This is a genomic window from Massilia frigida (assembly GCF_011682175.1).
Taxonomy (GTDB): domain Bacteria; phylum Pseudomonadota; class Gammaproteobacteria; order Burkholderiales; family Burkholderiaceae_D; genus Telluria_A; species Telluria_A frigida.
Map to the genome: position 1 here is coordinate 74,524 of NZ_WHJG01000029.1, position 23,981 is coordinate 98,504.

Below are 23,981 nucleotides of genomic sequence, written 5' to 3' on the forward strand. Positions count from 1 at the left end.
GCGGCCCGGCCTGGCCTGGCGCGGCCCGGCCCGGCCCGGCGCGGCCCGGCCTCATTCTAACTACCTGCAACAGGAGACAACATTGATCAGATTCGGATTGAGCGCACTCGCGCTCGGCTTCGCCACGGGCGTCGCCTCGGCGCCCAACCCCATCGTCAGCCATATCTTCACGGCCGATCCTGCGGCGCTGGTCGACAAGGGCCGCGTCTACTTGTACGTCGGCCATGACGAAGCGCAACCGGAAGGCAAGGATTACGTGATGAAGGAATGGCGCGTGTATTCCTCGTGCGATATGAGAACCTGGAAAGACCATGGCTCGCCGGTGCAGTATTCGACCTTCAAGTGGGCCGGGCGCGATGCCTGGGCGGGCGACGTTACCAAGCGCAACGGCAAATACTATTTTTATTCGACGGTCGACCACAAGACCATTCCCGGCAAGGCCATCGGCGTGGCCATGTCCGATAGCCCGACCGGACCGTTCGTCGACGCGCGCGGCAGCGCCCTGGTGAGCAACGACATGACGAAACAGACCGACATCTTGTGGGATGACATCGACCCGGGCGTGTTCGTCGATACCGATGGCCAGGCCTGGCTGTATTGGGGCAACACCGTGCTCAAATACGCCAGGCTGAAGAGCAATATGACCGAGCTCGACGGGCCGATCATGAGCCATGCGATCGATTCCTTCACCGAAGCGCCTTACGTGCACAAGCGCGGCGCCACGTATTACCTGTCGTACTCGCGCTACTTCCCGGAAGAGATGGTCTACGCCACCAGCACCAGCCCGGCCGGCCCATGGACCTTCAAAGGCGTGATCATGGACAAGAACGAGAAGGTCAAGACCATTCACCAGGCCATCATCGACTTCAACGGCAAGTCCTACGTGTTCTATCACAACGCCACATTGCCCGGTGGCGGAGAATTCCGGCGTTCGGTGGCGGTGGAAGAGTTGCATTACGAGGCAGACGGTAGCATCCGGTTCGTGCCGCAGACGGCCGCCGGTCCCGCCGCCAACCCGTCACCGGGCTGCCAATGATATCCGGATCGGTATGTTGCGATGCGTACCGATATTATTTAGGGGTATGATTCCATGATGGAGACACTCAACCCCAACTGGTTTTTAAAGGCGCGCTTGAAAACGCGTCAATTGCTGCTGCTGATCGCGCTAGACGACCACCGCAATATCCACCGCGCCGCCGAGGCGCTGCACATGACCCAGCCGGCGGCGTCGAAGCAGATCAAGGATCTGGAAGAAATGCTCGACGTTAAGCTGTTCGAGCGCTTGCCGCGTGGGATGGAGCCGACCATGTTCGGCGAAACCATGGTGCGCCACGCCCGCATGGCACTGACCAGCCTGGCACTGGCGCATGACGATATCCTGGCCCTCAAGGCCGGGCTGGCGGGGCAGGTGGAGGTGGGCGTGATCATGACGCCCGCCATGGCGCTGCTGCCGCGTGCGATTGCGCGCATCAAGCAGCACGCGCCGATGCTGCGCATCGGCGCGCACGTGGAAGCGAGCAATATCCTGCTCGACAAGCTGCAGCACGGTACGCTCGACTTCATGATCGGGCGCATTCTTGAAAAAGAGAATTCCGCTGGCCTGATCTATGAAGAATTGAACGAGGAACCGGCTTGCGCGGTCGTGCGCGTCGGCCATCCGCTGCTGGACGTGCCCAAGCTGGAGCTCAGGCACATCGCCGACCAGCCCTGGATCTTGCCGCCGCACGGCAGCATTTTGCGCCACCGCTTCGACATGATGTTCCGCCGCGCCGGACTCGACATTCCGGTGAATGTGGTCGACACCACGGCACTGCTCCTGATCACGGCGCTGTTGCAGCAGACCGATTCGCTGCACGTGATGCCGGTCGACGTGGCGCAGTATTACGCCTCGCTCAATGTGCTGAGCATCCTGCCGATCGAGTTGCCGTGCAAGATGGATGCCTTCGGTATCATCCGCCAGAAAGACCATTTGCTCTCGCCGGGCGCGGAACTGCTGCTGCAGGCGGTGCGCGACACCGCGCAGGAAATGGTTTGAACTGGTGAGCCTGGCTTCAGGCGGGCAACTGCTGGCGCAACGACGAACTTGGGTTGCCGCGGGGGCGCCCAGCCTTGCGCGGGGACGACTGAAACACCACCTTTGCGAGTACTTTCATGAGCAACGACATTACCCCCGTGCGACCGCGCGAAATCACCCTGCGTTTCCTGGCCGAGCCGACCGACGTCAATTTCGGCGGCAAGGTGCACGGCGGCGCCGTGATGAAATGGATCGGCCAGGCCGGCTACGCCTGCGCGGTCGGCTGGAGCGGCTATTACTGCGTCACCGTGTATATCGGCGGCATCCGCTTCTATAAACCCATCTTCATCGGCCAAATCGTGGAAGTGAAGGCGATGGTTGTGCATACGGGCAACTCCAGCATGCACATCGCCATCGATGTCTCGGCCACGGAACCGAAGACCGGCGCGCGCAAGCGCACCACGCGCTGCCTGATCGTGTTCGTGGCGGTCGACAATGCGGGCGATACCGTCAAGGTGCCGGGCTGGACCCCGGTGAGCGAGGATGACCAGCGTTTCGAGCAGTACGCCATTCACATGGCCGCCTTGCGTAAAGAGCAAGAAGACGAGTTGCAGGCGACCGAAACGACGCCACCGGTGTGACTGAAATGCCACAGTTCGTGGTTTTTTGGTGAAAACTTTTCAATTTCCAAACAGTTATGTACGCTACCGAACCGAACCACTCTTGTGGATAAGGAATAGTGGTCACCGAGCTAAGCACAAACGCATTAGCGATGACCCAATCAGCGATAAACCAATGGGTAGGCCAAGCCTGCCCCAACACACAAACGAGAGAATACAACATGACCTTGACTAAGAAAATCGGTACTCTGAGCGCAATCGGCCTCGCCATGCTGGCAGGACAAGCATCGGCACAAGACCAGTTCGTGAATCCAGAGTGGGCAAACAGCGCCACCTACATCGGCGCCGGTATCGGCCAGTCGCGCAGCTACACCAAGGCGGCTCCGGTGATCAAGAACCTGAATGCCCAGGGCGGTTTCGTCAATTCGTGGAATACCGACGAAAAAGACATGGGTTACAAACTGTTCGTTGGTAAGCAACTGAACCGTGTCTTTTCCGTCGAAGCTGGTTTCTTTGACCTGGGCAATTTCAACGTGAAAACCACCAACAACCTGGGTGGCACGGTCAACGCCGAACAGAAATACAAGGGCGTCAACCTGGACCTGATCGCACAAGTGCCGATGGGCGAGCGTTTCTCGGTCTACGGCCGTGCCGGTATGCATTACACCAAGGCATCGACCCGCTTCACGGGGACCCGCGCTGTTGGCATGTTCGCAGGCGAAAAGAGCGAGAAGAAGCTGAATCCGAAATTCGGCGTGGGCTTGGAATACAAGTTCACCGAAGCGCTGGCACTGCGCGCCGAAGCTGAAAACTATCGCATCGACGATACTCTGCGCAGCAACGGCAACACCAAGCTGTACTCGATGAATCTGGTCTACAAACTGGGCCGTCCGGCAGCATCGGCGCCAATGCCAGCACCAGCACCAGCACCAGCGCCAATGCCGGAAGCAACGCCAGCACCGGCACCGATGCCAGCACCAGCACCGGCCGCACCAGTGCCAGTGTCGGAAAAAGTCTCGTTCGCTGCTGAAGCCCTGTTCGACTTCGACAAATCGGTCGTCAAGGCAGAAGGCAAAGCCGCTCTGGACGATCTGCTGAACAAGCTGCAAGGCATGAACACCGAAGTCATGGTTACCGTTGGCCACACCGACTCGGTCGGTTCGGACGCGTACAACCAGAAACTGTCGCTGCGCCGCGCTGAAGCCGTCAAAGCCTACATCGTGTCGAAAGGCGTGGAAGCGTCGCGCGTCTACACCGAAGGCAAGGGCGAGTCCCAGCCAGTTGCTGACAACAAAACGGCAGAAGGCCGCGCTAAAAACCGTCGCGTGACGGTTGAAGTGGTCGGTACCCGTACCACCACCAAGTAATCTTCCGCTGTACTAAAAAGCCGCCGTGCCCGCAAGGGCCGGCGGCTTTTTTTACGTTTACAGATGAGTGTGTTGCTGTGGTAATGGATATTTCCACGATTAAAAGGCTATGTACGGTGGCGAACGGAGTGGCGAGTGGTAAAGGGCAATAGTGACTGACGTTGCTGCTTTCCGGCTACATGCTCACACCCAAGGACCACAATGAAAATTACGACACACGCGAGGGGGCTCATCTGCGCCGCAGGACTGTTCGCCGTTTCCCTATTAGCCGCATGCGGCGGCGGCGGGGACCAGGGACGCGATCCGATCCTGGGCCAGCCGGCCGCGGCCCTGGTCAGCGTCGCCGTCACGCCCGCCAACGCCACGGTACTCACCGCTGAAACCCGCCAGTTCACCGCCACCGCCACCTACGCCGATGGGACGTCGCGCGATGTGACATCGGCCTCGGCCTGGCTGTCCGCCTCGCCCGGCATTGCCGGCGTGGCCCCCGCCAGCGGCCTGGCCACCGGCGTGACTGCCGGCAGCGCTGCCATCACCGCCACTTTTTCCAGCAAGACCGGCGCCGCCACCCTGGCCGTGACGACACCGTTGCCGCCGCCACCGCCGGTGGTCACCCTGTCGTCCATCGCGGTCACGCCGGCGACTGCGTCCATTACCGTGGGATCGACCCAGCAATTCATTGCGATCGGCACTTACTCGGACAACTCGACCGCCATCATCACCAACGCGGTGACCTGGAACTCGGCCACGAATGCCAGCGGCACCATCGTGGCGTCCGGCATGGCCTCCGGCGTCGCTGCCGGCACCACTGCGATCAGCGCCAGCAGCGGCGGCAAAACCGCCAGCGCCGTCCTGACGGTCACCGCGTTGCCGGTCGTGCCGCCAGTCGTGCCGCCGGTCGTTCCGCCAGTCGTACCACCGGTCGTACCGCCAGTCGTACCGCCAGTCGTGCCGCCAGTCGTGCCACCGGTCGTGCCACCAGTCGTGCCGCCAGTCGTTCCACCGGTCGTGCCACCAGCTACCGATATCAGCCTGGGCCGCGCCGCCAGCTTTGCCGTGCTCGCCGGTACCTCGATCACCAATAATTCCGGCGGCACCACCTTGGTCACCGGTGACGTTGGTGCCCCATCGCAAACCACCGCGCCAACCCAGTCCGCCGGCTACGCGAACTACAGCTCCGGCGCGATCCTGGCGGGTGCACTGGAAGACTTGCAAATTGCCGTGACCAGCGCCAATAGCCAGACCTGTACTGTCAGCTCGGCGTCGGGTGTCGATCTTGGCGGGCTGGTGCTCACGCCGGGCGTGTACTGCTATGCCGGCGCCATCAGCATCACCGGCACGCTGACGCTCAACGGTCCCGGCGTCTACATCTTCCGCACCGCCTCGACGCTCAACAGCACGGCCAATGCCATCGTGGCGCTGACCGGCGGCGCATCGGACGGCAGCCTGTACTGGATTCCGGCTGGCCCGACCACCCTGGGCGCGAACGGCGTCTTCAAGGGAGCTGTCCTGAGCCAGTCCGCCGCCATTACCGTCGGCGACAACACGAGCCTGTTGAGCGGCCGTGTACTGAGCGGCGCCGCGGTCACCCTGCGCAATAACAAGATCAGCAAATAATCCGCCCCCCCCCCAGGCCGACCTCCATTTTTCGAAAGCACATCATGACATTAGCAAAACACATCGGCGCCCTGAGCGTCATCGGCTGCGCCCTGCTGGCAAGCCAGGCGGCACGCGCCGACGAGCCCTTCGTCAACCCGGAGTGGGCCAACAGCGCCTGGTACATCGGCGCCGGGATCGGCCAATCGCGCGCCAATATCGACAATGAGCGCCTGACGCGCAGCCTGACGGCCAATGGCGCGGTCCTGAACTCCTTCAAGGTCGATGAGCGCGACCTGGCTTACAAGCTGTTTGTCGGCAAGCAACTGAACCGCTACTTCGCGGTCGAGGCAGGCTTTTTCGACCTGGGCAAGTTCGGCTTCGATGCCAGCACGTCCCAGAATGGCCGTCTGGTCGGCGAAGCGGGCTTCCGCGGCGTCAACATGGATCTGGTGGCGCAGTTGCCGCTGTCGGACCGCTTTTCGGTACTGGGCCGGGTCGGCATGAATTACGCCAAGGCCAGCACGCACTTCAGGGGCAACCGCCTGTTCGCGGTGACCAATCCGAACCCGAGCGAGCGCAAGCTCAATGCCAAGGCCGGGCTGGGTCTGGAATTCAAATTCAGCGAAGCGCTGGCCCTGCGCGGCGAAGTCGAACGCTACCGCGTCAACGATGCCGTCGGTAATCGCGGCGATGTCGATATGGCATCGGTGAGCCTGGTGTACAAGCTGGGTCGTCCGGCCGCGAGCCGGCCGGCCCCGGTCGAGCCGATGCCGGCGCCAGCGCCGGTCGCGGCGGCACCGGCGCCCGTTGCGCCAGCGTCTGCCGCACCGGTTGCCGTATCGGAAAAAGTATCCTTCGCCGCCGAAGCGCTGTTCGACTTCGACAAGTCGGTGGTCAAGCCGGAAGGCAAGGCCGCGCTCGACGACCTGCTGGGCAAGCTGCAAGGCATGAACACCGAAGTGATGGTCACGGTTGGCCACACCGATTCGGTCGGTACCGATGCCTACAACCAGAAGCTGTCGATGCGCCGTGCCGAAGCGGTCAAGGCCTACATCGTCTCGAAAGGTGTGGAGGCGGCACGCGTCTACACGGAAGGCAAGGGCGAATCGCAGCCGGTTGCCGACAACAAGACAGCCGAAGGACGTGCCAAGAACCGCCGCGTGACGGTGGAAGTCGTCGGTACCCGCAGCGTCAATCAATAAAGCGCCGCCAGCAACTGTTGTCTGACCGGGGTCAGACCCCCTTTGCATCGGGGTCAGACCCCTTCGCATTGATGACGACAGTTGCATGCGCGGCAGGAACTTTGAATGGGCCAGCGGCCCATTTTTTGCCCGGAAAGGGCGTTCCATGGCGCCCGCAGGACTTTCCCGTTGCGTTTTAGTACAATGTTGCCAATCTTTAAGTCGTTATGTTCGCTGACGCACGGAAGACCCTGATGCGTAGGAGAATAGTGTTGAATGCACTTCGTAGCGGCAAGAAATTTTCATTCCCAAGGATGCTTTGATGAACATTACAAAATATACAACAACCCTGTTATGCGCGACCGGCCTGCTGGCCGCGTCCCTGCTGGCAGCGTGCGGCGGTAGCAGTGACCACGGCCGCGATCCGATTCTTGGCCTGCCGGCTGCGGAACTGGTCAGCGTCACGGTCACGCCGCCAACGGCCACCGTACTGACCGGCGCCAGCCAGCAATTCACGGCAACCGCCAGCTACGCCGACGGTACGTCGCGGAATGTGACCGATGTGTCGGTGTGGGCCTCGGCCTCGCCGACCATCGCCCGCGTGACCCCGTCCAGCGGCCTGGCCACCGGCCTGACCCCTGGCAGCGCCGCCATCACCGCCGCCTTCGGCGCCAAAACCGGCGCGGCGACCCTGGTGGTCAACGCACAAGTACCGGTCAATCCGCCTGTGGTCATCAGCCTGAGCGGCCTGTCGGTCACCCCGGCCGCTGCCAGCGTGCGCGTTGGCGCCAGCCAGCAGTTCACCGCGATCGCCACGTATTCCGACAGCTCGACCGCCGTCGTCACGAATGACGTGAAGTGGGCTTCGGGCAGCACCGCCATCGCTACCGTTGCCGCTTCGGGCAGCGCGACCGGCGTTGCCGTTGGCAATACCCTGATCACGGCCACCTCGGGTGACAAGAGCGCCAGCGGCGCGCTGACCGTCACCCCGGCATTGATTATCGACCCGCCGCCGGTGGTTCCACCCGTCGTTCCGCCAGTCGTTCCACCAGTCGTTCCACCAGTCGTGCCGCCAGTGGTGCCACCGGTCGTGCCGCCAGTGGTGCCGCCAGTGACCACCCCGCCAGTGGTGACGCCACCCGCCATTGACGTGCCTGCCGATGGCGGCATCGGCCTTGGCCGCGCGCGCGAATTTGCCGTGCTGGCAGTGACCACCATCACCAACAACGCTGGCGGCACCACCCTGGTGACCGGTGACGTCGGTGCGCCCGTCCAGAATGTCGAACCGCCGCAGCCTATCGGCTTCCGCAACGTCAAGTCCGGCTTCGAGCTGAGTGGTCCATATGAAGATCTGCAAGTGGCCGTGATCAATGCCAACAACCGTCCTTGCGCCATCCTGTCCGACGCCGGCATCGACCTCGGCGGACTGGTGCTCCAGCCTGGCGTGTACTGCTATTCCGGCGCGATCAGCCTGACCGGCAAACTGACCCTGAGCGGCAACGGTACCTACATCTTCCGCGCCAAGTCGACGCTGACCACGATGGCCAACTCCAGCATTGAGCTGACCAACGGTGCACGCGCCGACAATCTGTTCTGGGTACCGGTCGAAGCGACCACCCTGGGCGCCAACAGCGCGTTCAAGGGAACGATCCTGAGCCGTGGCGAAGACATCACGGTCGGCGACGGCGCGACGGTGTTGAACGGTCGTTTGCTGAGCGGCAAGGCTGTAACGCTGCGCAACAACAAGATCACCAAATAATAATAATTTTCGAGAGAGAGCAATGACATTTACTAAAAAAGCGGGCCTCATGGGCGCCATTGGCTGCGCCCTGGTGGCTGGCCAGGCAATGGCGGCGGACGACGTCTTCATCAACCCGGAGTGGGCCAACAGCGCCTGGTACGTGGGTGGCAACATCGGCCAGTCGCGCGCCAACATCGACGACGTGCGCCTGATCCGCAGCCTGACCGCCAACGGCGCCGGCCTGAACTCGTTCAACGCGGACGAGAAAGATGTCGGCTACAAGCTGTACGTCGGCAAGCAGCTGAACCAGTACTTCGCGGTCGAGGCCGGCTTCTTCGACCTGGGCAAGTTCAGCTTTAAGTCGACCACCACCCAGAACGGCACACTCAACGGCGAAGCCGGTTTCCGTGGCGCCAATCTGGACCTGGTGGCGCAAGTGCCGCTGTCGCAGCGCTTCTCGGTATTCGGCCGTGCTGGCATGAACTATGCCAAGGCGAGCACGCGCTTCAATGGTAACCGCCTGTTCGCGGTGACCAATCCGAGCCCGAGCGAGCGCAAGCTCAACGCCAAGGCCGGCTTGGGCCTGGAATACAAGTTCAGCGAAGCGCTGGCCTTGCGCGGCGAAGTCGAGCGCTACCGCGTCAACGATGCCGTGGGCAACCGTGGCGATGTCGATCTGTTCTCGTTCGGCCTGGTCTACAAGATCGGCCGTCCGGCCGCCAAGGCCGCACCGGCACCGGTTGCGCCGGCACCGGCGCCAGTGGTGCCGACCGTGGCGCCGGAAGCGGCCCAGCCACAGCTTGAACCAGCCAAGCCGCTGAAACCGGTCGCCGAAAAAACCACCTTCTCGGCCGAAGCCGCGTTTGCCTTCGACAGCGCCGTGCTGCGTCCGGCGGGCAAGGAATCGCTCGATGGGCTGCTGACCAAGCTGCAAGGCATGGATGCGGACGTCATGATCACGGTTGGCCACACCGACTCGATCGGGCGCGCCGCCTACAACGAGAAGCTGTCGCTGCGCCGCGCCGAGTCGGTCAAGGCTTACCTGGTGTCGAAGGGCGTCGACGCCGCGCGCGTCTACACCGAAGGCAAGGGCGAAACCCAGCCGGTGGCCGACAACAAAACGGCCGAAGGCCGCGCCAAGAACCGCCGCGTGACGGTGGAAGTGGTCGGTACGCGCCGCTAAGCCGATCCGGCTTGCTGTGCAAAAAACCGCCGGGCTGCGCGCCTTGCGGTTTTTTTTCGTCGATGAGCGGCGTTTACGCATGCCATCGATCAATTTTTGTGTGGCAGCGTACGGTCGGCCGAGGCTGGCGGGGGTGTAATGGCGGCTGGCATATCATCGGCAGCTCCCCATGCGCAAGAAAAACGGCGACGCCCACGCCATCGCAGCGCTGGCCCGGCCCGGCTTCGTCCAGGTGCGCGGCGCGCGCGAGCATAATCTCAAGAACGTCGATGTCGACATACCGCGCGACGCACTGGTCGTGTTCACCGGCGTGTCCGGCTCGGGCAAGTCCTCGCTCGCTTTCGGTACCCTGTACGCCGAGGCCCAGCGGCGCTACCTCGAATCGGTGTCGCCCTACGCGCGCCGCCTGTTCCACCAGATGCCGGTGCCCGACCTCGACGATATCGACGGCTTGCCGCCCGCCGTCGCCCTGCAGCAGCAGCGCGGCTCGCCCACCACCCGCTCGTCGGTCGGCAGCGTGAGCACCTTGTCCAATTCCCTGCGCATGCTGTATTCGCGCGCCGGCGACTATCCGGCGCGCCAGCCGCTCCTGTACGCCGAATCGTTTTCGCCGAATACCCCGGAAGGGGCGTGCACCGAGTGCCATGGGCTGGGCCGCGTGTACCAGGTCACGGAACAATCGATGGTCCCCGACGACAGCCTGACCATCCGCGAACGCGCCGTTGCCGCCTGGCCCACCGCCTGGCACGGCCAGAACCTGCGCGATATCCTCGTCACGCTCGGCCACGATGTGGATAGGCCCTGGCGCGACCTGCCCAAAAAGGTGCGCAACTGGATCCTGTTCACCGACGAGCAGCCAAGCGTGCCGGTGTACGCGGGCTTCACGCCCGACGAAGTGCGCGCGGCGCTCAAGCGCAGGGAAACGCCGAGCTACCAGGGCACCTTCACGGGTGCGCGCCGCTACGTGCTGCACACCTTTGCCAGCACCGAAAGCGCCTCGATGAAAAAGCGCGTGGCGCGCTACATGGTCAGCGCCGAATGCCCGCTATGCCGCGGCAAGCGCCTGCGCCAGGAATCGCTGTCGGTGACGTTTGGGGGCATGGACATCGCCGACATCGCGCGCCTGCCGCTGGAACGCTTGTCGACACTGCTGCGGCCCTTCGCCGATGGCAGCGCGCCGCGCAATGCCAGGGCGGCGGCGCTGCATCCCGAAAAAACCATCGTCACGCGCCGCATCGCCGAAGACCTGGTCGCGCGCCTGGACGTGCTGCTGGCGCTGGGCCTGGGCTACCTCTCGCTCGAACGCAGCACGCCGACCCTGTCGCCGGGCGAGTTGCAGCGCCTGCGCCTGGCGACCCAGGTGCGCTCCAACCTGTTCGGCGTGGTGTATGTGCTCGACGAGCCGTCCGCCGGCCTGCATCCGGCCGATACCGAAGCCTTGCTCACCGCGCTGGCCCAGCTCAAGGCGGCCGGCAATTCGCTGTTCGTGGTCGAACATGCGCTCGACGTGATCCGCCACGCCGACTGGATTGTCGACGTCGGCCCCGAGGCGGGCGAGCAGGGCGGCCATGTCCTGTACAGCGGCCCGCCCGACGGCCTGCGCCATATCGAGGCATCGCACACGCGCCGCTATCTGTTCGCGGCCGACCCGCCGGCGCCGCGCACGCCACGCACGCCAGGCGCCTGGCTGCGTCTCGAAGGCGTCAGCCGCAATAACCTCGACCGCCTCGATATCGACCTGCCGCTCGGCGTGCTGGCCAGCGTGACTGGCGTCTCCGGCTCGGGCAAATCGACCCTGGTCAGCCAGGTGCTGGTGGAACTGGTGGGCGCCGCGCTTGGCCAGCCGCAGGCGGCGCAGGCCGACGAAGCCGAGGAGCCGGAACACGAAGAGATCATTGCCACCGAGGGGCGCATCGTGTCGGGCATGGAGCACATCAAGCGCCTGGTGCGGGTCGACCAGAAGCCGATCGGGCGCACGCCGCGTTCCAACCTGGCCACCTACACCGGCCTGTTCGACCATGTGCGCAAGCTGTTCGCCTCCACCGGCACCGCACGCGCGCGGCGTTACGACGCGGGCCGCTTTTCGTTCAACGTGGCCAAGGGACGCTGCGCGCATTGCGAAGGCGAGGGACAGGTCATGGTCGAACTGCTGTTCCTGCCCAGCGTGTACGCGCCATGCCCGACCTGCAACGGCGCGCGCTACAACGCGAAAACGCTGGAGGTGACGTACAACGGCAAGAATATCGCCGAGGTGCTGGCCATGACGGTCGATGCCGCCGCCGCCTTCTTCGCGCAGGAAGCGCCGGTGGCGCGTTCGCTGGACGTGCTGCGCGATGTCGGCCTGGGCTACCTGCGCCTCGGCCAGCCGGCCACCGAGCTGTCGGGCGGGGAGGCGCAGCGCATCAAGCTGGCTACGGAATTGCAGCGCGCCGCGCGCGGCAGCATGCTGTATGTCCTCGACGAACCGACCACCGGCTTGCATCCGTCCGACGTCGACAAGCTGCTGGTGCAGCTGGAACGGCTGGTCGAAGCGGGCAACAGCGTGATCGTGGTCGAACACACGATGCGGGTGGTGGCCGCCAGCGACTGGGTGATCGATATCGGTCCGGGCGCCGGGGACGCGGGCGGGAAGGTGGTGTGCTCAGGGCCGCCGGCCGTGCTGGCGCGCGAGAAACGCAGCCGCACCGCACCGTATCTGGTCAAATTCCTGGCGGCGAAAAGCTGATGCGGCGTAGGGAAAGGAAGGTCAGTCGTGACGCTTGCGGCGGCTCCAGATGCGCGCCAAGGGCGCACCGCTTGGAGCGTTCACCGGTTTAATGAAAAAACAAGGCCGCCGCGGTACCGCTTAACACATCGGTGGAGCACAACAAATACGTTGCGGCGCTAGCCAGGGCGACGTGCAGGGCAGCCCAAGTCAGTGGAAATAAGCGCATCATGATGTCCTCCGGTCGTGCGTTAAGAGAATTGCTTTCGGTATGTGATCATCTTAGTCAATGTTCTCTGTAGAAACTATCGGTAAAACGTCCGACGACATGTAGGACTTTGGCTCGCCAGTTTCGCTGTTGCCATTATCCTACGAAAAATGTAGGCGACGTCCTATGGTGAACCGTTGGCGTGCGCCATAAAGTTGTGCCATGACTACTCACAACCAACAACTCCTCCACAACGGCGCCCGCGCCGCCCGCCGTCATACCATCAACAAACTGCTGCGCTCGATTTTTGGGGTGGAGAGTTTGCGGGATGGCCAGCAACAAGTGATCGACAGCGTCCTCGACGGCAAGGATACGCTTGCGATCATGCCGACCGGTAGCGGTAAATCGCTTTGCTACCAGATTCCAGCGCGCATCTTGCAAGGGACGACGATTGTCGTCTCGCCGTTGATTTCCCTCATGAAAGACCAGCTTGAAAAGCTCGACGCACTCGGCGTGCGTGCTGTGCAGGTCAACAGCAGCCTGACGCGCGAAGAGGAAGACGCGGCCATGGAGGGCATCCGCAGCGGCTTTCACGAAATCGTGTTCTGCACGCCGGAGCGGCTGTCGATGCCATCTTTCCTCGACGCGTTCAGGCAGATCGAGGTGGCGCTGCTGGTGATCGACGAAGCTCATTGCATTTCGCAGTGGGGCCACGATTTCCGGCCCGCTTACCTCGACATGGCGGCCGCCATCGATGCCTTGAAACGCCCGCCGCTGCTGGCGCTGACCGCCACCGCGACCGACGACGTGATGACCGACATCGCCCGCCAGCTTGGCCGCGCGCGCATGAACGTGGTCAATACCGGCATTTACCGTCCCAAGCTGCATTACCGCGTGGCGCAGGTCACCAACAACGACGAGCGCTATGCGCGCGCGCTGGACTATGTGCAGGCCTCGCAGGGCGTGGGCATCGTCTACGCGGCCACCGTCAAGGCGGCCGAAGAGATGCTCGCCATCCTGGTCAATGCCGGCGAAAGCGCCACGCTCTATCACGGCAAGCTGCCTGCGGCTGTGCGCAAGCGCAACCAGGATGAATTCATGTCCGGCGAAAAGCGCGTGATGGTCGCCACCAACGCCTTCGGCATGGGGATCGACAAGCCGGATACCCGTTTCGTGCTGCACTTGCAGCTGCCGGCCAACCTGGAAGCCTACTACCAGGAGTCCGGCCGCGCCGGGCGCGATGGGCTCGACGCCGAGTGCACCCTGTTGTACTTCCAGGACGATAAGCGCCTGCAGCAGTTCTTCCTCGTGAAGCACTACCCGACTGCGAACGACCTGAAAGCGGTCTACGATACCGTGTGCGCGATGGCGCAGGAAGAGAAGGTCGGTTTCGAGCGCTTGAACGGTGAACTCGATGAACTGGCATCGGGCAAACTGAAAATCTGCCTCAAGCTGCTCAAGGACGGCAAGCTGCTGCGCCAGAACCGCAAGCTCGATTACATCGTGACGCCGAAAGTGGCCAGCGCCGGCCTGTTCGAGGAGCTGTCCGCCATTTACGCGCACAAGCAGGAGCGCGACCGCGAATCGCTGGAGCAGATGGTGTCGTACGCGGTGAGCGGCTTTTGCCGCTGGAAGGTGCTGCTCGATTACTTCAAGGATGAAGTCGAGGGCTTCGACAAGTGCTGCCGCTGCGATAACTGCCTCAATCCGCCGGCGGTGGCCGAGATCGCGATCCGCGACGACGAATTCGAGCGCGATCCCGAACCCGCGCCGGCCGCGCCGCGTTTTGAACCGGGCACCCAGGTGCGCGTGCCCAGGTTCGACGTCGGCACGGTGGTGTCGATGGCGGGCGACCAGGTGACTATCGTCTTCCCCGAACATGGCGAAAAGACCTTCCTGGCCGATTACGTGGAAGTCGCCTGAGCAGCGGTCTGAGCGTCAGCGCCGTCCAGCGGCGCGAGGAGAAAAACATAGGAGTGCACGCATGTCGGACATGGTAGTGGTACGCAAGGAGGGACTGTTTTGCGTCCCGGGGCAGTTCTACATCGACCCGTGGCGGCCGGTGGACCGCGCCGTGATCACCCACGCGCATGGCGACCACGCGCGCGTCGGCCACGGCCACTACCTGGCGGCAGCCAGCGGCGTGAATGTGCTGCGCTCGCGCCTGGGCGACATCCACATCGACGGCCTCGAATACGGCGAGCGCATCGTGCACAACGGCGTGACGGTCTCGCTGCATCCGGCCGGTCACGTGCTTGGCTCGGCCCAGGTGCGCATGGAGCATCGCGGCGAAGTGTGGGTCGCTTCCGGCGACTACAAGGTCGAACCGGACCGCACCTGCGCGCCGTTCGAGCCGGTGCGCTGCGATACCTTCATCACCGAATCGACCTTCGGGCTGCCGATCTACCGCTGGCAGCCGGAGCAGGAAATTTTCGACGACATCAATCGCTGGTGGCGCAAGAATGCCGACCAGGGCCGCGCCAGCGTGGTCTTCGCCTATTCGTTCGGCAAGGCACAGCGCATCCTGTCCGGCCTCGATCCATCGATCGGCACCATCATCTGCCACGGCGCGGCCGAACCGATCAACCGCGTCTACCGCGAAGGCGGCGTGGCCCTGCCGCCCACCGTGCTGGTGACCCAGGTCGAGAAGGCGGCCATCAGGCGTTCGATTGTGATCGCGCCGCCATCGGCGGGCAATTCCACCTGGATGAAGCGCTTTGGCGACTACAGCGATTCCTTCGCCAGCGGCTGGATGCAGTTGCGCGGCGCGCGCCGCCGGCGTGGCGTGGACCGCGGCTTCGTGCTGTCCGACCATGCCGACTGGCCCGGCCTGATGACGGCCATTCGCGCCACCGAGGCGCTACGCGTGATCGTCACCCACGGCTCGATTCCTATCATGGTGCGCTGGCTGTGCCAGGTGGGCCTGGACGCCTCGGGTTTCGATACCGAATACGGCGACGAGGATGAAGCCGTGGAAGTGGCGGCGCCGGTGGCCGATCCCGCGCCCGATGGGACGCCCGATGGGACGCCCTATGGGACGCCCTATGGGACGCCCGAGGTGACGGATGCGTGAGTTTGCCCGCCTGTACACCGAGCTCGACGAGACCACCGCCACCAACCGCAAGCTCGAGGCGCTGCAAGCCTACTTTGGCAGCGCGGCGCCCGACAACGCGGCCTGGGCGGTCTACTTCCTGGCTGGCGGCAAGCCGCGCCAGGCCGTGCCGAGCAAGCTGCTGCGCCAGTACGCCATCGACTACGCGCAGCTCGACGAGTGGCTGTTCGAGGAGTCGTACCACGCCGTCGGCGACATGGCCGAAACCATCGCCCACATCCTGCCGCCGCCCGGGCGGCAAAGCGACATCGGCCTGGCCGAGTGGATGCAGGAGCGCATCGGTCCCTTGCGCGGCGCCGATCCGGCCACCATTCGCACGGCCTTGTTCGGGTTCTGGAACGAACTCGATTGGCGCGAACGCTTTTTGCTGACCAAATTGATCGGTGGCGGCTTTCGGGTCGGCGTGTCGAAACTGCTGGTCACGCGCGCGCTGTCCTCGCTGGCGGCGGTCGACAGCAAGCTGATTGCCCAGCGCCTGATGGGCTGGACCGATGGCAGTGTGCGGCCCACGGCGGCCGGCTTCCTGCAACTGATCGCCGCCCAGTCGGACGATGAGCACAAACTGCGCGGCGGCCAGCCCTATCCCTTCTTCCTTGCGCACCAGTTGCAGGGCGAGCCGGAAGGACTGGGGGAGGTGGGCGACTGGCAGGTGGAATGGAAGTACGACGGCATCCGCGCGCAACTGGTGCGGCGCGGCGCGCAAAACTTCCTGTGGTCGCGCGGCGAAGACCTGATCACGGAACGCTTTCCCGAGCTGGCGGCGCTGCCTCTGCCCGAAGGCACGGTCATCGATGGCGAAGTGCTGATCTGGACCGGGGAAGACACGCCGGCCGCGTTTGCGGACCTGCAAAAGCGCATCGGCCGCAAGACCTTGTCCGCCAAGCTGCTGGCCGAACTGCCAGCGGTGCTGGTGGCCTACGACCTGCTGGAGCAGGATGGCGTGGACCTGCGCGCGCTGCCCCAGCACGAACGGCGCGCCCTGCTGGAGGTGCTGGTGCGCGAGACGGCCAAGCCGCAACTGAAGTTGTCGCCCCTGATCCGCACGGCCAGCTGGCACGAACTGGCCAGGGTGCGCACCGAATCGCGCGCGCGCGGCGTGGAGGGCATGATGCTCAAGGCGCGCGACGCCCAGTATGGCGTTGGCCGCACCAAGAACGTGGGCACGTGGTGGAAATGGAAGGTCGATCCGTACACCATCGACGCGGTACTGATCTACGCGCAGGCGGGCCACGGGCGGCGCGCCTCGCTCTACACCGACTACACCTTCGCGGTGTGGGACGGCGAGGACGGCGAGCGCAAGCTGGTGCCGTTTGCCAAAGCGTATTCGGGCCTGACCGACGCCGAAATCGCGGTGGTCGACAATGCCGTCCGCAAGACCACGGTCGAAAAATTCGGGCCGGTGCGTTCGGTGCGCCCGACCATGGTGTTCGAAATCGGCTTCGAGGGCATTGCGCTCTCCAGCCGCCACAAGGCCGGTATCGCGGTGCGCTTTCCGCGCATCTTGCGCAAGCGCGACGACAAGACCGTCGACGACGCCGATTCGCTCGATACCCTCAAGGGCCTGCTGGCCGCCGCCGGTTCATGAGCAAGAGCCAGATGGCGCAGGCCATCGACGCCTGGTTCGCAGAGCGCAAATGGAAGGTATTCCCGTTCCAGCGCGCGGTGTGGCGCGCCGCGCTGGCCGGTGAATCGGGCCTGCTGCACGCGAACACGGGCGCCGGCAAGACGTACGCGGTATGGCTGGCGGCGCTGCTGCGCGGTGCGCTGGCCGGCAAGCGCAAGGCGTCCGGCCTGCGCGTGCTGTGGATTACGCCGATGCGCGCGCTGGCTGCCGATACCCAGCGCGCGCTGGAGGAGTCTGCGGCGGCGCTGGCGCCCGGCTGGACGATCGGCGCGCGCACCGGCGACACCAGCTCAAGCGAGCGTGCACGCCAGTCGCGCGCCATGCCGTCGGCGCTGATCACCACGCCCGAGAGCCTCTCGCTGCTGCTCAGTCACGCGGCGGCCCAGACCCAGTTCGCCAGCCTGGACATGATCATCATCGACGAGTGGCATGAACTGATGGGCAGCAAGCGCGGAGTGCAGGTGCAGCTGGCGCTGGCCCGCCTGCGTTACTGGAACCCGCAACTGGTGGTGTGGGGCTTGTCGGCCACGATGGGCAACCTGGCGCAGGCGCAGGATGTGCTGCTCGGCGTTGGCAAGGGCACGCTGGTCGAGGGCGACCTGAAAAAGGAAATCCGGGTCGATACCCTGATTCCCGCCAACGTGTCGCGCTTTCCATGGGGCGGACATCTGGGCATCGCCATGCTGCAACCGGTGATCGACGAAATCGAGGAATACAACGCCACGCTGGTGTTTACCAATACCCGTTCGCAGTCGGAGCTGTGGTACCAGAACATCCTGGAAGCGCGCCCCGACTGGGCTGGCGTGATCGCGCTGCATCACGGCTCGCTCGACCGCGAGGTGCGCGAGTGGGTCGAGAACGGCTTGAAAAAGGGGGAACTGAAAGCGGTGATCTGCACCGCCAGCCTGGACCTGGGCGTGGACTTCCTGCCGGTCGAACGGGTACTGCAGATCGGTAGCGCCAAGGGCATCGCGCGCTTGCTGCAGCGCGCCGGGCGCAGCGGCCACGCGCCGGGGCGCGTCTCGCGCGTGACGCTGGTGCCGACCCACAGCCTGGAATTGCTGGAAGCGGCGGGCGCGAAGCACGCTGTCGCGGCGCGCCGCATCGAAGGGCGGCTGGTGCCCAACAAGCCGTTCGACGTGCTGGTGCAGCATCTGGTGACGGTGGCGCTGGGCGGCGGCTTTCGCGCCGAACAGCTGTACCAGGAGGTGCGCAGCGCCTGGTCGTACCGTGCGCTCACGCAGGAAGAGTGGCAATGGGCGCTCGATTTCGTGGCGCGCGGCGGGCAAAGCCTGACCGCGTATCCGGAATACCAGCGCGTGATCGCCGATGAGGAGGGCGTGTACCGCGTGCCGAGCGTGGCGCTGGGACGGCGTCACCGCATGGGCATCGGCACCATTGTGTCCGATTCGACGATGCAGGTGAAGTACATGAGCGGAGGGCGCATCGGCAGTGTCGAGGAATCGTTCATCTCGCGCCTGAAGGCGGGCGACCATTTCCTGTTCGGTGGACGGATCCTGGAATTCATACGGGTGCACGAGATGACCGCATTCGTGAAGCGCGCCACCGGGGCGCGCGGGGCGGTGACGCGCTGGCAGGGCGCCAAGATGCCGATGTCGTCGGAACTGGCGCACGCCGCGCTGGAAGAATTACGCCACGCGGCACGTGGCGAGTTCCGAGGTCCGGAAATGGAGGCGATCCGCCCGCTGCTGGAAATCCAGCAGCGCTGGTCCGCGCTGCCGACCATCGATACGCTGGTGGTGGAGGCCATGACCAGCCGCGAGGGCTATCACCTGTTCATGTATCCGTTCGCGGGACGCTCCGTGCACATGGGACTGGCCTCGCTGTTCGCCTACCGCATCGCGCGCGTGCAGCCAATCACGTTTTCGATCGCGATCAACGATTATGGCTTCGAGCTGCTGGCGGCCGAACCGGTGGACTGGGCGCGCGCGTTTGTGGCGGCGTCGGCGAACGTGACGGGGCTTGAGGTGCCCTTGTTTTCCACCGAACTGCTGCTCGAAGACGTGCTGGCGAGCCTGAACGCGACCCAGCTTTCGCAGCAGCATTTCCGCGAAGTGGCGCGCATCGCCGGGCTGGTATTCCAGGGCTATCCGGGCCAGCCGAAAAGCACGCGCCAGATCCAGGCATCGTCGTCGCTGTTTTTCGAGGTATTCCGCAAGCACGATGCGGGCAACCTGCTGCTCACGCAGGCGCAGCGCGAGGTGATGGAACAGGAGCTGGAATTGACGCGCCTGCGCGACACCTTGATCGAGCTGCATGCGCGCGGCGTGGCCTTTCGCGAAGTCAAACGCGCCACGCCCTTCGGCTTTGCGCTGATGGTCGAGCGCTTCCGCGAAAAACTCAGCACCGAAAAGCTGTCGGACCGCGTGGCGCGCATGCTGCGCGAACTGGAGAAAGCGGCCCTGCCATGACGTTCCGCGAGATGCAGCTGGCCGGCGAGGCGGTCTTGCTGCTGCCCGAAAAGGCCTTATACTGGCCGGCGCGCCGGATGCTGGTCATCGCCGACATCCACTTCGGCAAGGCGGCCTCGTTCCGCGCACAGGGCGTGCCGGTGCCGCGCGGGACCACCACCGAGAACCTTGACGCCCTCGACGCGCTGATGGCCGCGCATGCAACCCGCGAGATCGTCTTCCTGGGGGACTTTTTGCACGCGCGCGCCGCCCATGCCTCGGCCACGCTGACGGCGATGCTGGCGTGGCGCGCGCGCCATCCGGACCTGGTCCTGACCCTGGTGCGCGGGAACCACGACAAGCACGCGGGCGACCCGGCGGCGGCGCTGGCGATCGGCATGGTCGATGAGCCGCACACGGTGGCGCCGTTCTCGTTTTGCCACCATCCCGACATCGCCGCGCCGGGCTACGTGCTGGCGGGGCATGTGCATCCGGTGTACTGGCTCTCGACCCGGCTCGATTCGCTGCGCCTGCCGTGCTTCCTGATCGGAGCGGCGCGCATGGTGCTGCCATCCTTCGGCGCATTTACGGGCGGCTTGGTGGTCGCGCCGGGGCCGGGGGAGCAGGTGTGCGTCAGCTCGGGCGAGGCTGTGCATTGCGTACGCTAGCGCACCGACGTCCGTATGCGTTGCGCGTAACTTGACATGACTGCTGGAAATATCCGGCTTCGCTGTACAACCTCCGAGGAGATCATCATCAAAACGACAACAATATTGCGCGTCGCATCGCGCGTCGCATTCCTGGCTGCGCTGCCACTCTTTTCCGTGACCCTGGCCGCGCCTGCACAGGCTCAGCAATACAACAACAATGCCGCCGCCTACACCCCGGTGATCCGTGGTTTCGACGTGGAAGAGGTGCGCCGCCTGAAACCCGGCGTGGAGCTGAACTTCAACCTGTATGGCACCCCGGGCGGACGCGCGACCCTGAGCATCGCTGGCGCCAACCGCAACCTGAACCTGACCGAAACCGAGCCGGGCCAGTACGAAGGCACCTACACCCTCGGCGGGCGCGACAACATCACGGGCGGCAGCGCCGTGACCGCCAACCTGCGCGTCGGTAACCAGGTCACCAGTGGCGTGCTCAGCGAATCGCTGCTGCGCGATGTTGGCCGCCATCCGCGCGACAACCAGGGCCGCGAACGCGCCGCCGATGTGCCGCGTATCGCGCGCTTCGAGGTGCAGGGCGATGATGATTTAACGCCGGGCAATGAACTGGTGTTTTCGGTCTACGGTACGCCGGGCGCCAAGGTCGACATGACCATCGCCGGTACCCGTGGCGTGTTCTTCTTGCCGGAAGTTAATCCGGGCGAATACAGCGGCGGTTATACGATCCGCCGCGCCGACCGGATTGCACCGAACAGCGCCGTGACGGCCACCATGCGCGTGGGCGGCCGCGTGTCGACCGCCGTCCTCGGCAAGCCGCTGCGTGTCGCGGCCGCCACGCCAACGCCACGCGAAGTGCGTTACTGCACCAATTGCGCCACGGTGGACGCGATCAATGTGGTCGAGGTCAATGGCGACGGTAATTATCTCGGCACCATCGGTGGCGGCGTGCTTGGCGCCGTGCTGGGCAGCCAGGTCGGCAAGGGCCACGGCCGTACCGCGGCACAGATCGCCGGCGCAGTCGGCGGCGCCTATGTGGGCCGCAATATCGAGCGCAATGCCCGCAAGACCCAGCATTACGAAGTGGTGATCCGCTTCAACAACGGCGGTACCCAGACCGTGACGTACGAAAACGACCCAGGCCTGCGCGTGGGCGAAAAGGTCCGGATCACGGACGGCGTGCTGTCGCGCGACCAGTAACATGGTGTGATGCAATGAAAACGGCGCCCCGCGGGGCGCCGTTTTTGCAAGCGGAAACGTTTCAGACGGTGGTGGTGGCCAGCACCTTGGCGTCGCCAGCCTGTTCGGCTTCGGCCTTGGCCTTGGCGGCGCTGTTCTGCTTGGCGCGCGAGCGCGATGGCGGCAGGCGGCGCAGGGTCTTGAGGGCATCGGCATCCTTGATGCCGATGGTGCGCTGGTCGACCGTGATGAGCCCGATTTCGTTGAAAGCCGACAAGGTGCGGCTGACGGTTTCCAGGGTCAGGCCCAGGTAGCTGCCGATTTCATGGCGCGTCATGCGCAGGTTGAACAGCTTGCTGGAATAACCCATGGCGGCGAAACGGTCGGCCAGCGACACCAGGAAGCGCGCCACGCGGGCTTCCGCGCTGAGCGCGCCCAGCATGCCGATCATGGCTTGTTCGCGCACCAGTTCGCGGCTCATCACGCCGTACATGACGTTTTCCAGTTCCAGGTGCACGCGGCCGAGGGCCGTGAGCTTTTTGAACGGCAGCAAGATCAGATCGCAGTCGGACAGGGCCACCGCTTCGGAAGCGTAGTGGCGGGTGTGGATGCCATCGACGCCGAGCATGTCGCCCTTCATGGGGAAGCTGAGTACCTGTTCGTTGCCGAATTCGTCGATGAGCACGGTCTTGAGGAAGCCGGAGTTGACGATGTAGAGGGTGTCGAAGGCCTGGCCGATGGTGTGGACGCGCTGGCCGGTCTTGAATTGCACATGCTGGAACAGCAGTTCTTCGCTGTTGATCGACACCGCCGCGCTGATGTGCAGCAGGTCGCAGACTTCCTTGAGATTGGACCAGAGGCGGCCCTGGCGCTGCCGGCCTGCTTCCATCGGAGAGGAATGCATGGTCGACGTGGGGGTGTTGCGGTTGTCTTGCGGTGGCGTGGTCAGCATGCTCATCTCCAGGGTAAGGAAAATTCGAAGTTTCAGGCTGCGGGTATCAGGCTTGAACAACGATCTGAACGACCTGCGACCGGAGCTTCAAAAGTGATGTACAGCACGGCTGGCTAGCTTGCGTAAGAACAATTTATGAACCGCAGGAAAGCCGAATCGCTGGATTTAAGTATGCCAACACGAGCCCGGCATTGATATCAGCGAACGCTGAATCTGGGAGTAGGATAGGGCGCGCTATTGTAGGACTATTCCTAATGTGAGTGCCGATCCACAGAGTGAAAACATGATCGTGGGAGCGAGGCGGAGTGCGTGCTACTGATGGGTACAAAAGGCGATTACTTGAGGTTTCTCGGCACGAATTTATCGCGCCGGTGTCTAAAACTTTCCGCCCCCTGTTACGTCTTGAATGGCGACAGCAGGCGATGGGCCACGGCGTACTGCACCATTTCCGATAGCGAGGTCATGCCCATCTTTTGCATGATGCGCGTTTTGTGGGTGCTGACCGTCTTCACGCTCAGGTGCAGGCTGTTGGCGATCTCGGTAATCGACTTGCCGCCCACCAACAATGAAAAGACTTCGAATTCACGGTCCGACAACTGCTTGTGCAGCAACTGTTCGTTGGGCGTCATGATGTTCAGCGCCAGCTGCTCGGCCACTTCGGTGCTGATGTAGGGCCGCCCGGAGGCCACCTTGCGGATCGCCCCCACCAGCTGGGTGCCGGCGCTTTCCTTGGTCAGGTAGCCCTGGGCACCGGCCCGGATGGCACGCACGGCGTACTGCTCTTCCTCGTGCATGGTGAGGATCAGGATGGCCAGCTTGGGCGCTTCGCTGCGGATCTGGCGGATCAGGTCGACGCCGCTGCGCCCCGGCATCGACAGGTCCAGCAGCAGCAGGTCGAAGCCGCCCTGGCGCACGTGCGACAGCACTTCAAAGCCGTTGATGGCTTCCCCGACAATATCGATGTCGAGGGCGCCGTCGAGGATGCGCTTGAGGCCCTCGCGCATGATCGTGTGGTCATCGGCAACAACAATGCGTATCATAAAATTACAATCAGATAAGTGAGCATGAGACGGCAAACACGCCGCTGAAAAAGACGACTGGGCAGCAAGACGGCGGCAACGCCAGCGCGGACGCCCCGCAGCCCGGGACAGGGTACGGCAAAATGGTCGCTTGCGCTATATGCAAATCTGCTAGCTAACTGCTAGGAGTCTGCGCGGCAGAAACTTGATATCATCCATGTCAACCGAGCAAACGCATTTTTGACCGATGACATCAAGCTATCTTCCCTACGAGCCGCAGCAGCAAATGCTGCTGCCCCACGCACTGCAGGACTGGCTCCCTGACGGGCACCTTGCCTATTACATTAGCGATACGATCGACTCGCTCGACCTATCCGCTTTTCATGCTCGGTATGCCGGGGGCGG

17 protein-coding genes and 1 pseudogene are annotated in these 23,981 nt (G+C 64.0%); 16 read left to right on the top strand and 2 right to left on the bottom strand.

The window, feature by feature from the left end; genetic code table 11:
• The first annotated feature begins 82 nt into the window (after positions 1 to 82).
• The 15 genes from F2P44_RS23765 to F2P44_RS23835 all read left to right on the top strand — a co-directional run bounded on the left by F2P44_RS23765 (position 83) and on the right by F2P44_RS23835 (position 21,626).
• On the top strand, positions 83 to 1,036 hold the full coding sequence (locus F2P44_RS23765) for a glycoside hydrolase family 43 protein (protein ID WP_167089963.1): 954 nt from the start codon (positions 83 to 85) through the stop codon (positions 1,034 to 1,036).
• Between the two features lie 57 nt (positions 1,037 to 1,093).
• The gene (locus tag F2P44_RS23770) at positions 1,094 to 2,035 is read left to right on the top strand and encodes a LysR family transcriptional regulator (protein ID WP_167089998.1); all 942 of its coding nucleotides are present in this window, start codon (positions 1,094 to 1,096) and stop codon (positions 2,033 to 2,035) included.
• A 116-nt stretch (positions 2,036 to 2,151) separates the two neighbouring features.
• Positions 2,152 to 2,655: an acyl-CoA thioesterase gene (locus tag F2P44_RS23775; RefSeq protein ID WP_167089965.1), complete on the top strand. Its 504-nt coding sequence runs from the start codon at positions 2,152 to 2,154 to the stop codon at positions 2,653 to 2,655.
• 248 nt (positions 2,656 to 2,903) lie between these two features.
• Complete coding sequence (locus tag F2P44_RS23780) at positions 2,904 to 4,001, top strand: OmpA family protein (protein ID WP_308610346.1); 1,098 nt, start codon at positions 2,904 to 2,906, stop codon at positions 3,999 to 4,001.
• A gap of 201 nt (positions 4,002 to 4,202) precedes the next feature.
• The gene (locus tag F2P44_RS23785; protein ID WP_167089967.1) at positions 4,203 to 5,618 is read left to right on the top strand and encodes an ice-binding family protein; all 1,416 of its coding nucleotides are present in this window, start codon (positions 4,203 to 4,205) and stop codon (positions 5,616 to 5,618) included.
• 44 nt (positions 5,619 to 5,662) lie between these two features.
• Complete coding sequence (locus tag F2P44_RS23790) at positions 5,663 to 6,802, top strand: OmpA family protein (RefSeq protein ID WP_167089969.1); 1,140 nt, start codon at positions 5,663 to 5,665, stop codon at positions 6,800 to 6,802.
• 301 nt (positions 6,803 to 7,103) lie between these two features.
• Positions 7,104 to 8,540 (top strand): ice-binding family protein, encoded by a 1,437-nt coding sequence (locus tag F2P44_RS23795; RefSeq protein WP_229423710.1) that lies wholly within the window; start codon positions 7,104 to 7,106, stop codon positions 8,538 to 8,540.
• Positions 8,541 to 8,562: 22 nt separating this feature from the next.
• On the top strand, positions 8,563 to 9,705 hold the full coding sequence (locus tag F2P44_RS23800) for an OmpA family protein (protein WP_167089974.1): 1,143 nt from the start codon (positions 8,563 to 8,565) through the stop codon (positions 9,703 to 9,705).
• A 169-nt stretch (positions 9,706 to 9,874) separates the two neighbouring features.
• Entirely contained in the window at positions 9,875 to 12,430 is a 2,556-nt protein-coding gene (locus F2P44_RS23805; protein WP_167089976.1) for an excinuclease ABC subunit UvrA, read from the top strand.
• A 409-nt stretch (positions 12,431 to 12,839) separates the two neighbouring features.
• Positions 12,840 to 14,540 carry a RecQ family ATP-dependent DNA helicase gene (locus F2P44_RS23810; RefSeq protein ID WP_167089978.1) on the top strand — a complete coding sequence of 567 codons (1,701 nt, stop codon included), beginning with the start codon at positions 12,840 to 12,842 and terminating at the stop codon, positions 14,538 to 14,540.
• A 61-nt stretch (positions 14,541 to 14,601) separates the two neighbouring features.
• Positions 14,602 to 15,690 carry a ligase-associated DNA damage response exonuclease gene (locus F2P44_RS23815; protein ID WP_167089980.1) on the top strand — a complete coding sequence of 363 codons (1,089 nt, stop codon included), beginning with the start codon at positions 14,602 to 14,604 and terminating at the stop codon, positions 15,688 to 15,690.
• A complete protein-coding gene (locus F2P44_RS23820) occupies positions 15,683 to 17,314 on the top strand; it encodes an ATP-dependent DNA ligase (RefSeq protein WP_167089982.1) in 1,632 nt (543 codons plus the stop codon). The genes F2P44_RS23815 and F2P44_RS23820 overlap by 8 nt, the downstream gene beginning before the upstream one ends.
• Positions 17,311 to 19,785 carry a ligase-associated DNA damage response DEXH box helicase gene (locus F2P44_RS23825; protein WP_167089984.1) on the top strand — a complete coding sequence of 825 codons (2,475 nt, stop codon included), beginning with the start codon at positions 17,311 to 17,313 and terminating at the stop codon, positions 19,783 to 19,785. Before F2P44_RS23820 ends, F2P44_RS23825 begins: the two co-directional genes overlap by 4 nt.
• Entirely contained in the window at positions 19,782 to 20,432 is a 651-nt protein-coding gene (gene pdeM / locus F2P44_RS23830; RefSeq protein ID WP_167089986.1) for a ligase-associated DNA damage response endonuclease PdeM, read from the top strand. The genes F2P44_RS23825 and pdeM overlap by 4 nt, the downstream gene beginning before the upstream one ends.
• Before the next feature lie 105 nt (positions 20,433 to 20,537).
• Positions 20,538 to 21,626, top strand: coding sequence for an outer membrane lipoprotein (locus F2P44_RS23835; RefSeq protein WP_167089988.1), 1,089 nt, complete (start codon positions 20,538 to 20,540; stop codon positions 21,624 to 21,626).
• A gap of 61 nt (positions 21,627 to 21,687) precedes the next feature.
• Here F2P44_RS23835 and F2P44_RS23840 read toward each other — a convergent pair whose 3' ends face one another.
• Positions 21,688 to 22,494, bottom strand: a complete 807-nt coding sequence (locus F2P44_RS23840) for a Crp/Fnr family transcriptional regulator (protein ID WP_167090002.1) — start codon at positions 22,492 to 22,494, stop codon at positions 21,688 to 21,690.
• Positions 22,495 to 22,952: 458 nt separating this feature from the next.
• Positions 22,953 to 23,597 (bottom strand): response regulator, encoded by a 645-nt coding sequence (locus tag F2P44_RS23845; protein WP_054263975.1) that lies wholly within the window; start codon positions 23,595 to 23,597, stop codon positions 22,953 to 22,955.
• 226 nt (positions 23,598 to 23,823) lie between these two features.
• Here F2P44_RS23845 and F2P44_RS23850 point away from each other — a divergent pair.
• Positions 23,824 to 23,981, top strand: a pseudogene (locus F2P44_RS23850) (IS5/IS1182 family transposase); the annotation flags it as partial.

Coding starts and splice junctions, on each gene's coding strand:
- pdeM (WP_167089986.1), top strand. CDS start 19,782: ATGACGTTCCGCGAGATGCAGCTGGCCGGCGAGGCGGTCTTGCTGCTG.
- F2P44_RS23785 (WP_167089967.1), top strand. CDS start 4,203: ATGAAAATTACGACACACGCGAGGGGGCTCATCTGCGCCGCAGGACTG.
- F2P44_RS23770 (WP_167089998.1), top strand. CDS start 1,094: ATGGAGACACTCAACCCCAACTGGTTTTTAAAGGCGCGCTTGAAAACG.
- F2P44_RS23795 (WP_229423710.1), top strand. CDS start 7,104: ATGAACATTACAAAATATACAACAACCCTGTTATGCGCGACCGGCCTG.
- F2P44_RS23800 (WP_167089974.1), top strand. CDS start 8,563: ATGACATTTACTAAAAAAGCGGGCCTCATGGGCGCCATTGGCTGCGCC.
- F2P44_RS23815 (WP_167089980.1), top strand. CDS start 14,602: ATGTCGGACATGGTAGTGGTACGCAAGGAGGGACTGTTTTGCGTCCCG.
- F2P44_RS23805 (WP_167089976.1), top strand. CDS start 9,875: ATGCGCAAGAAAAACGGCGACGCCCACGCCATCGCAGCGCTGGCCCGG.
- F2P44_RS23845 (WP_054263975.1), bottom strand. CDS start 23,597: ATGATACGCATTGTTGTTGCCGATGACCACACGATCATGCGCGAGGGC.
- F2P44_RS23810 (WP_167089978.1), top strand. CDS start 12,840: ATGACTACTCACAACCAACAACTCCTCCACAACGGCGCCCGCGCCGCC.
- F2P44_RS23840 (WP_167090002.1), bottom strand. CDS start 22,494: ATGGAAGCAGGCCGGCAGCGCCAGGGCCGCCTCTGGTCCAATCTCAAG.
- F2P44_RS23825 (WP_167089984.1), top strand. CDS start 17,311: ATGAGCAAGAGCCAGATGGCGCAGGCCATCGACGCCTGGTTCGCAGAG.
- F2P44_RS23780 (WP_308610346.1), top strand. CDS start 2,904: ATGCTGGCAGGACAAGCATCGGCACAAGACCAGTTCGTGAATCCAGAG.
- F2P44_RS23820 (WP_167089982.1), top strand. CDS start 15,683: ATGCGTGAGTTTGCCCGCCTGTACACCGAGCTCGACGAGACCACCGCC.
- F2P44_RS23790 (WP_167089969.1), top strand. CDS start 5,663: ATGACATTAGCAAAACACATCGGCGCCCTGAGCGTCATCGGCTGCGCC.
- F2P44_RS23775 (WP_167089965.1), top strand. CDS start 2,152: ATGAGCAACGACATTACCCCCGTGCGACCGCGCGAAATCACCCTGCGT.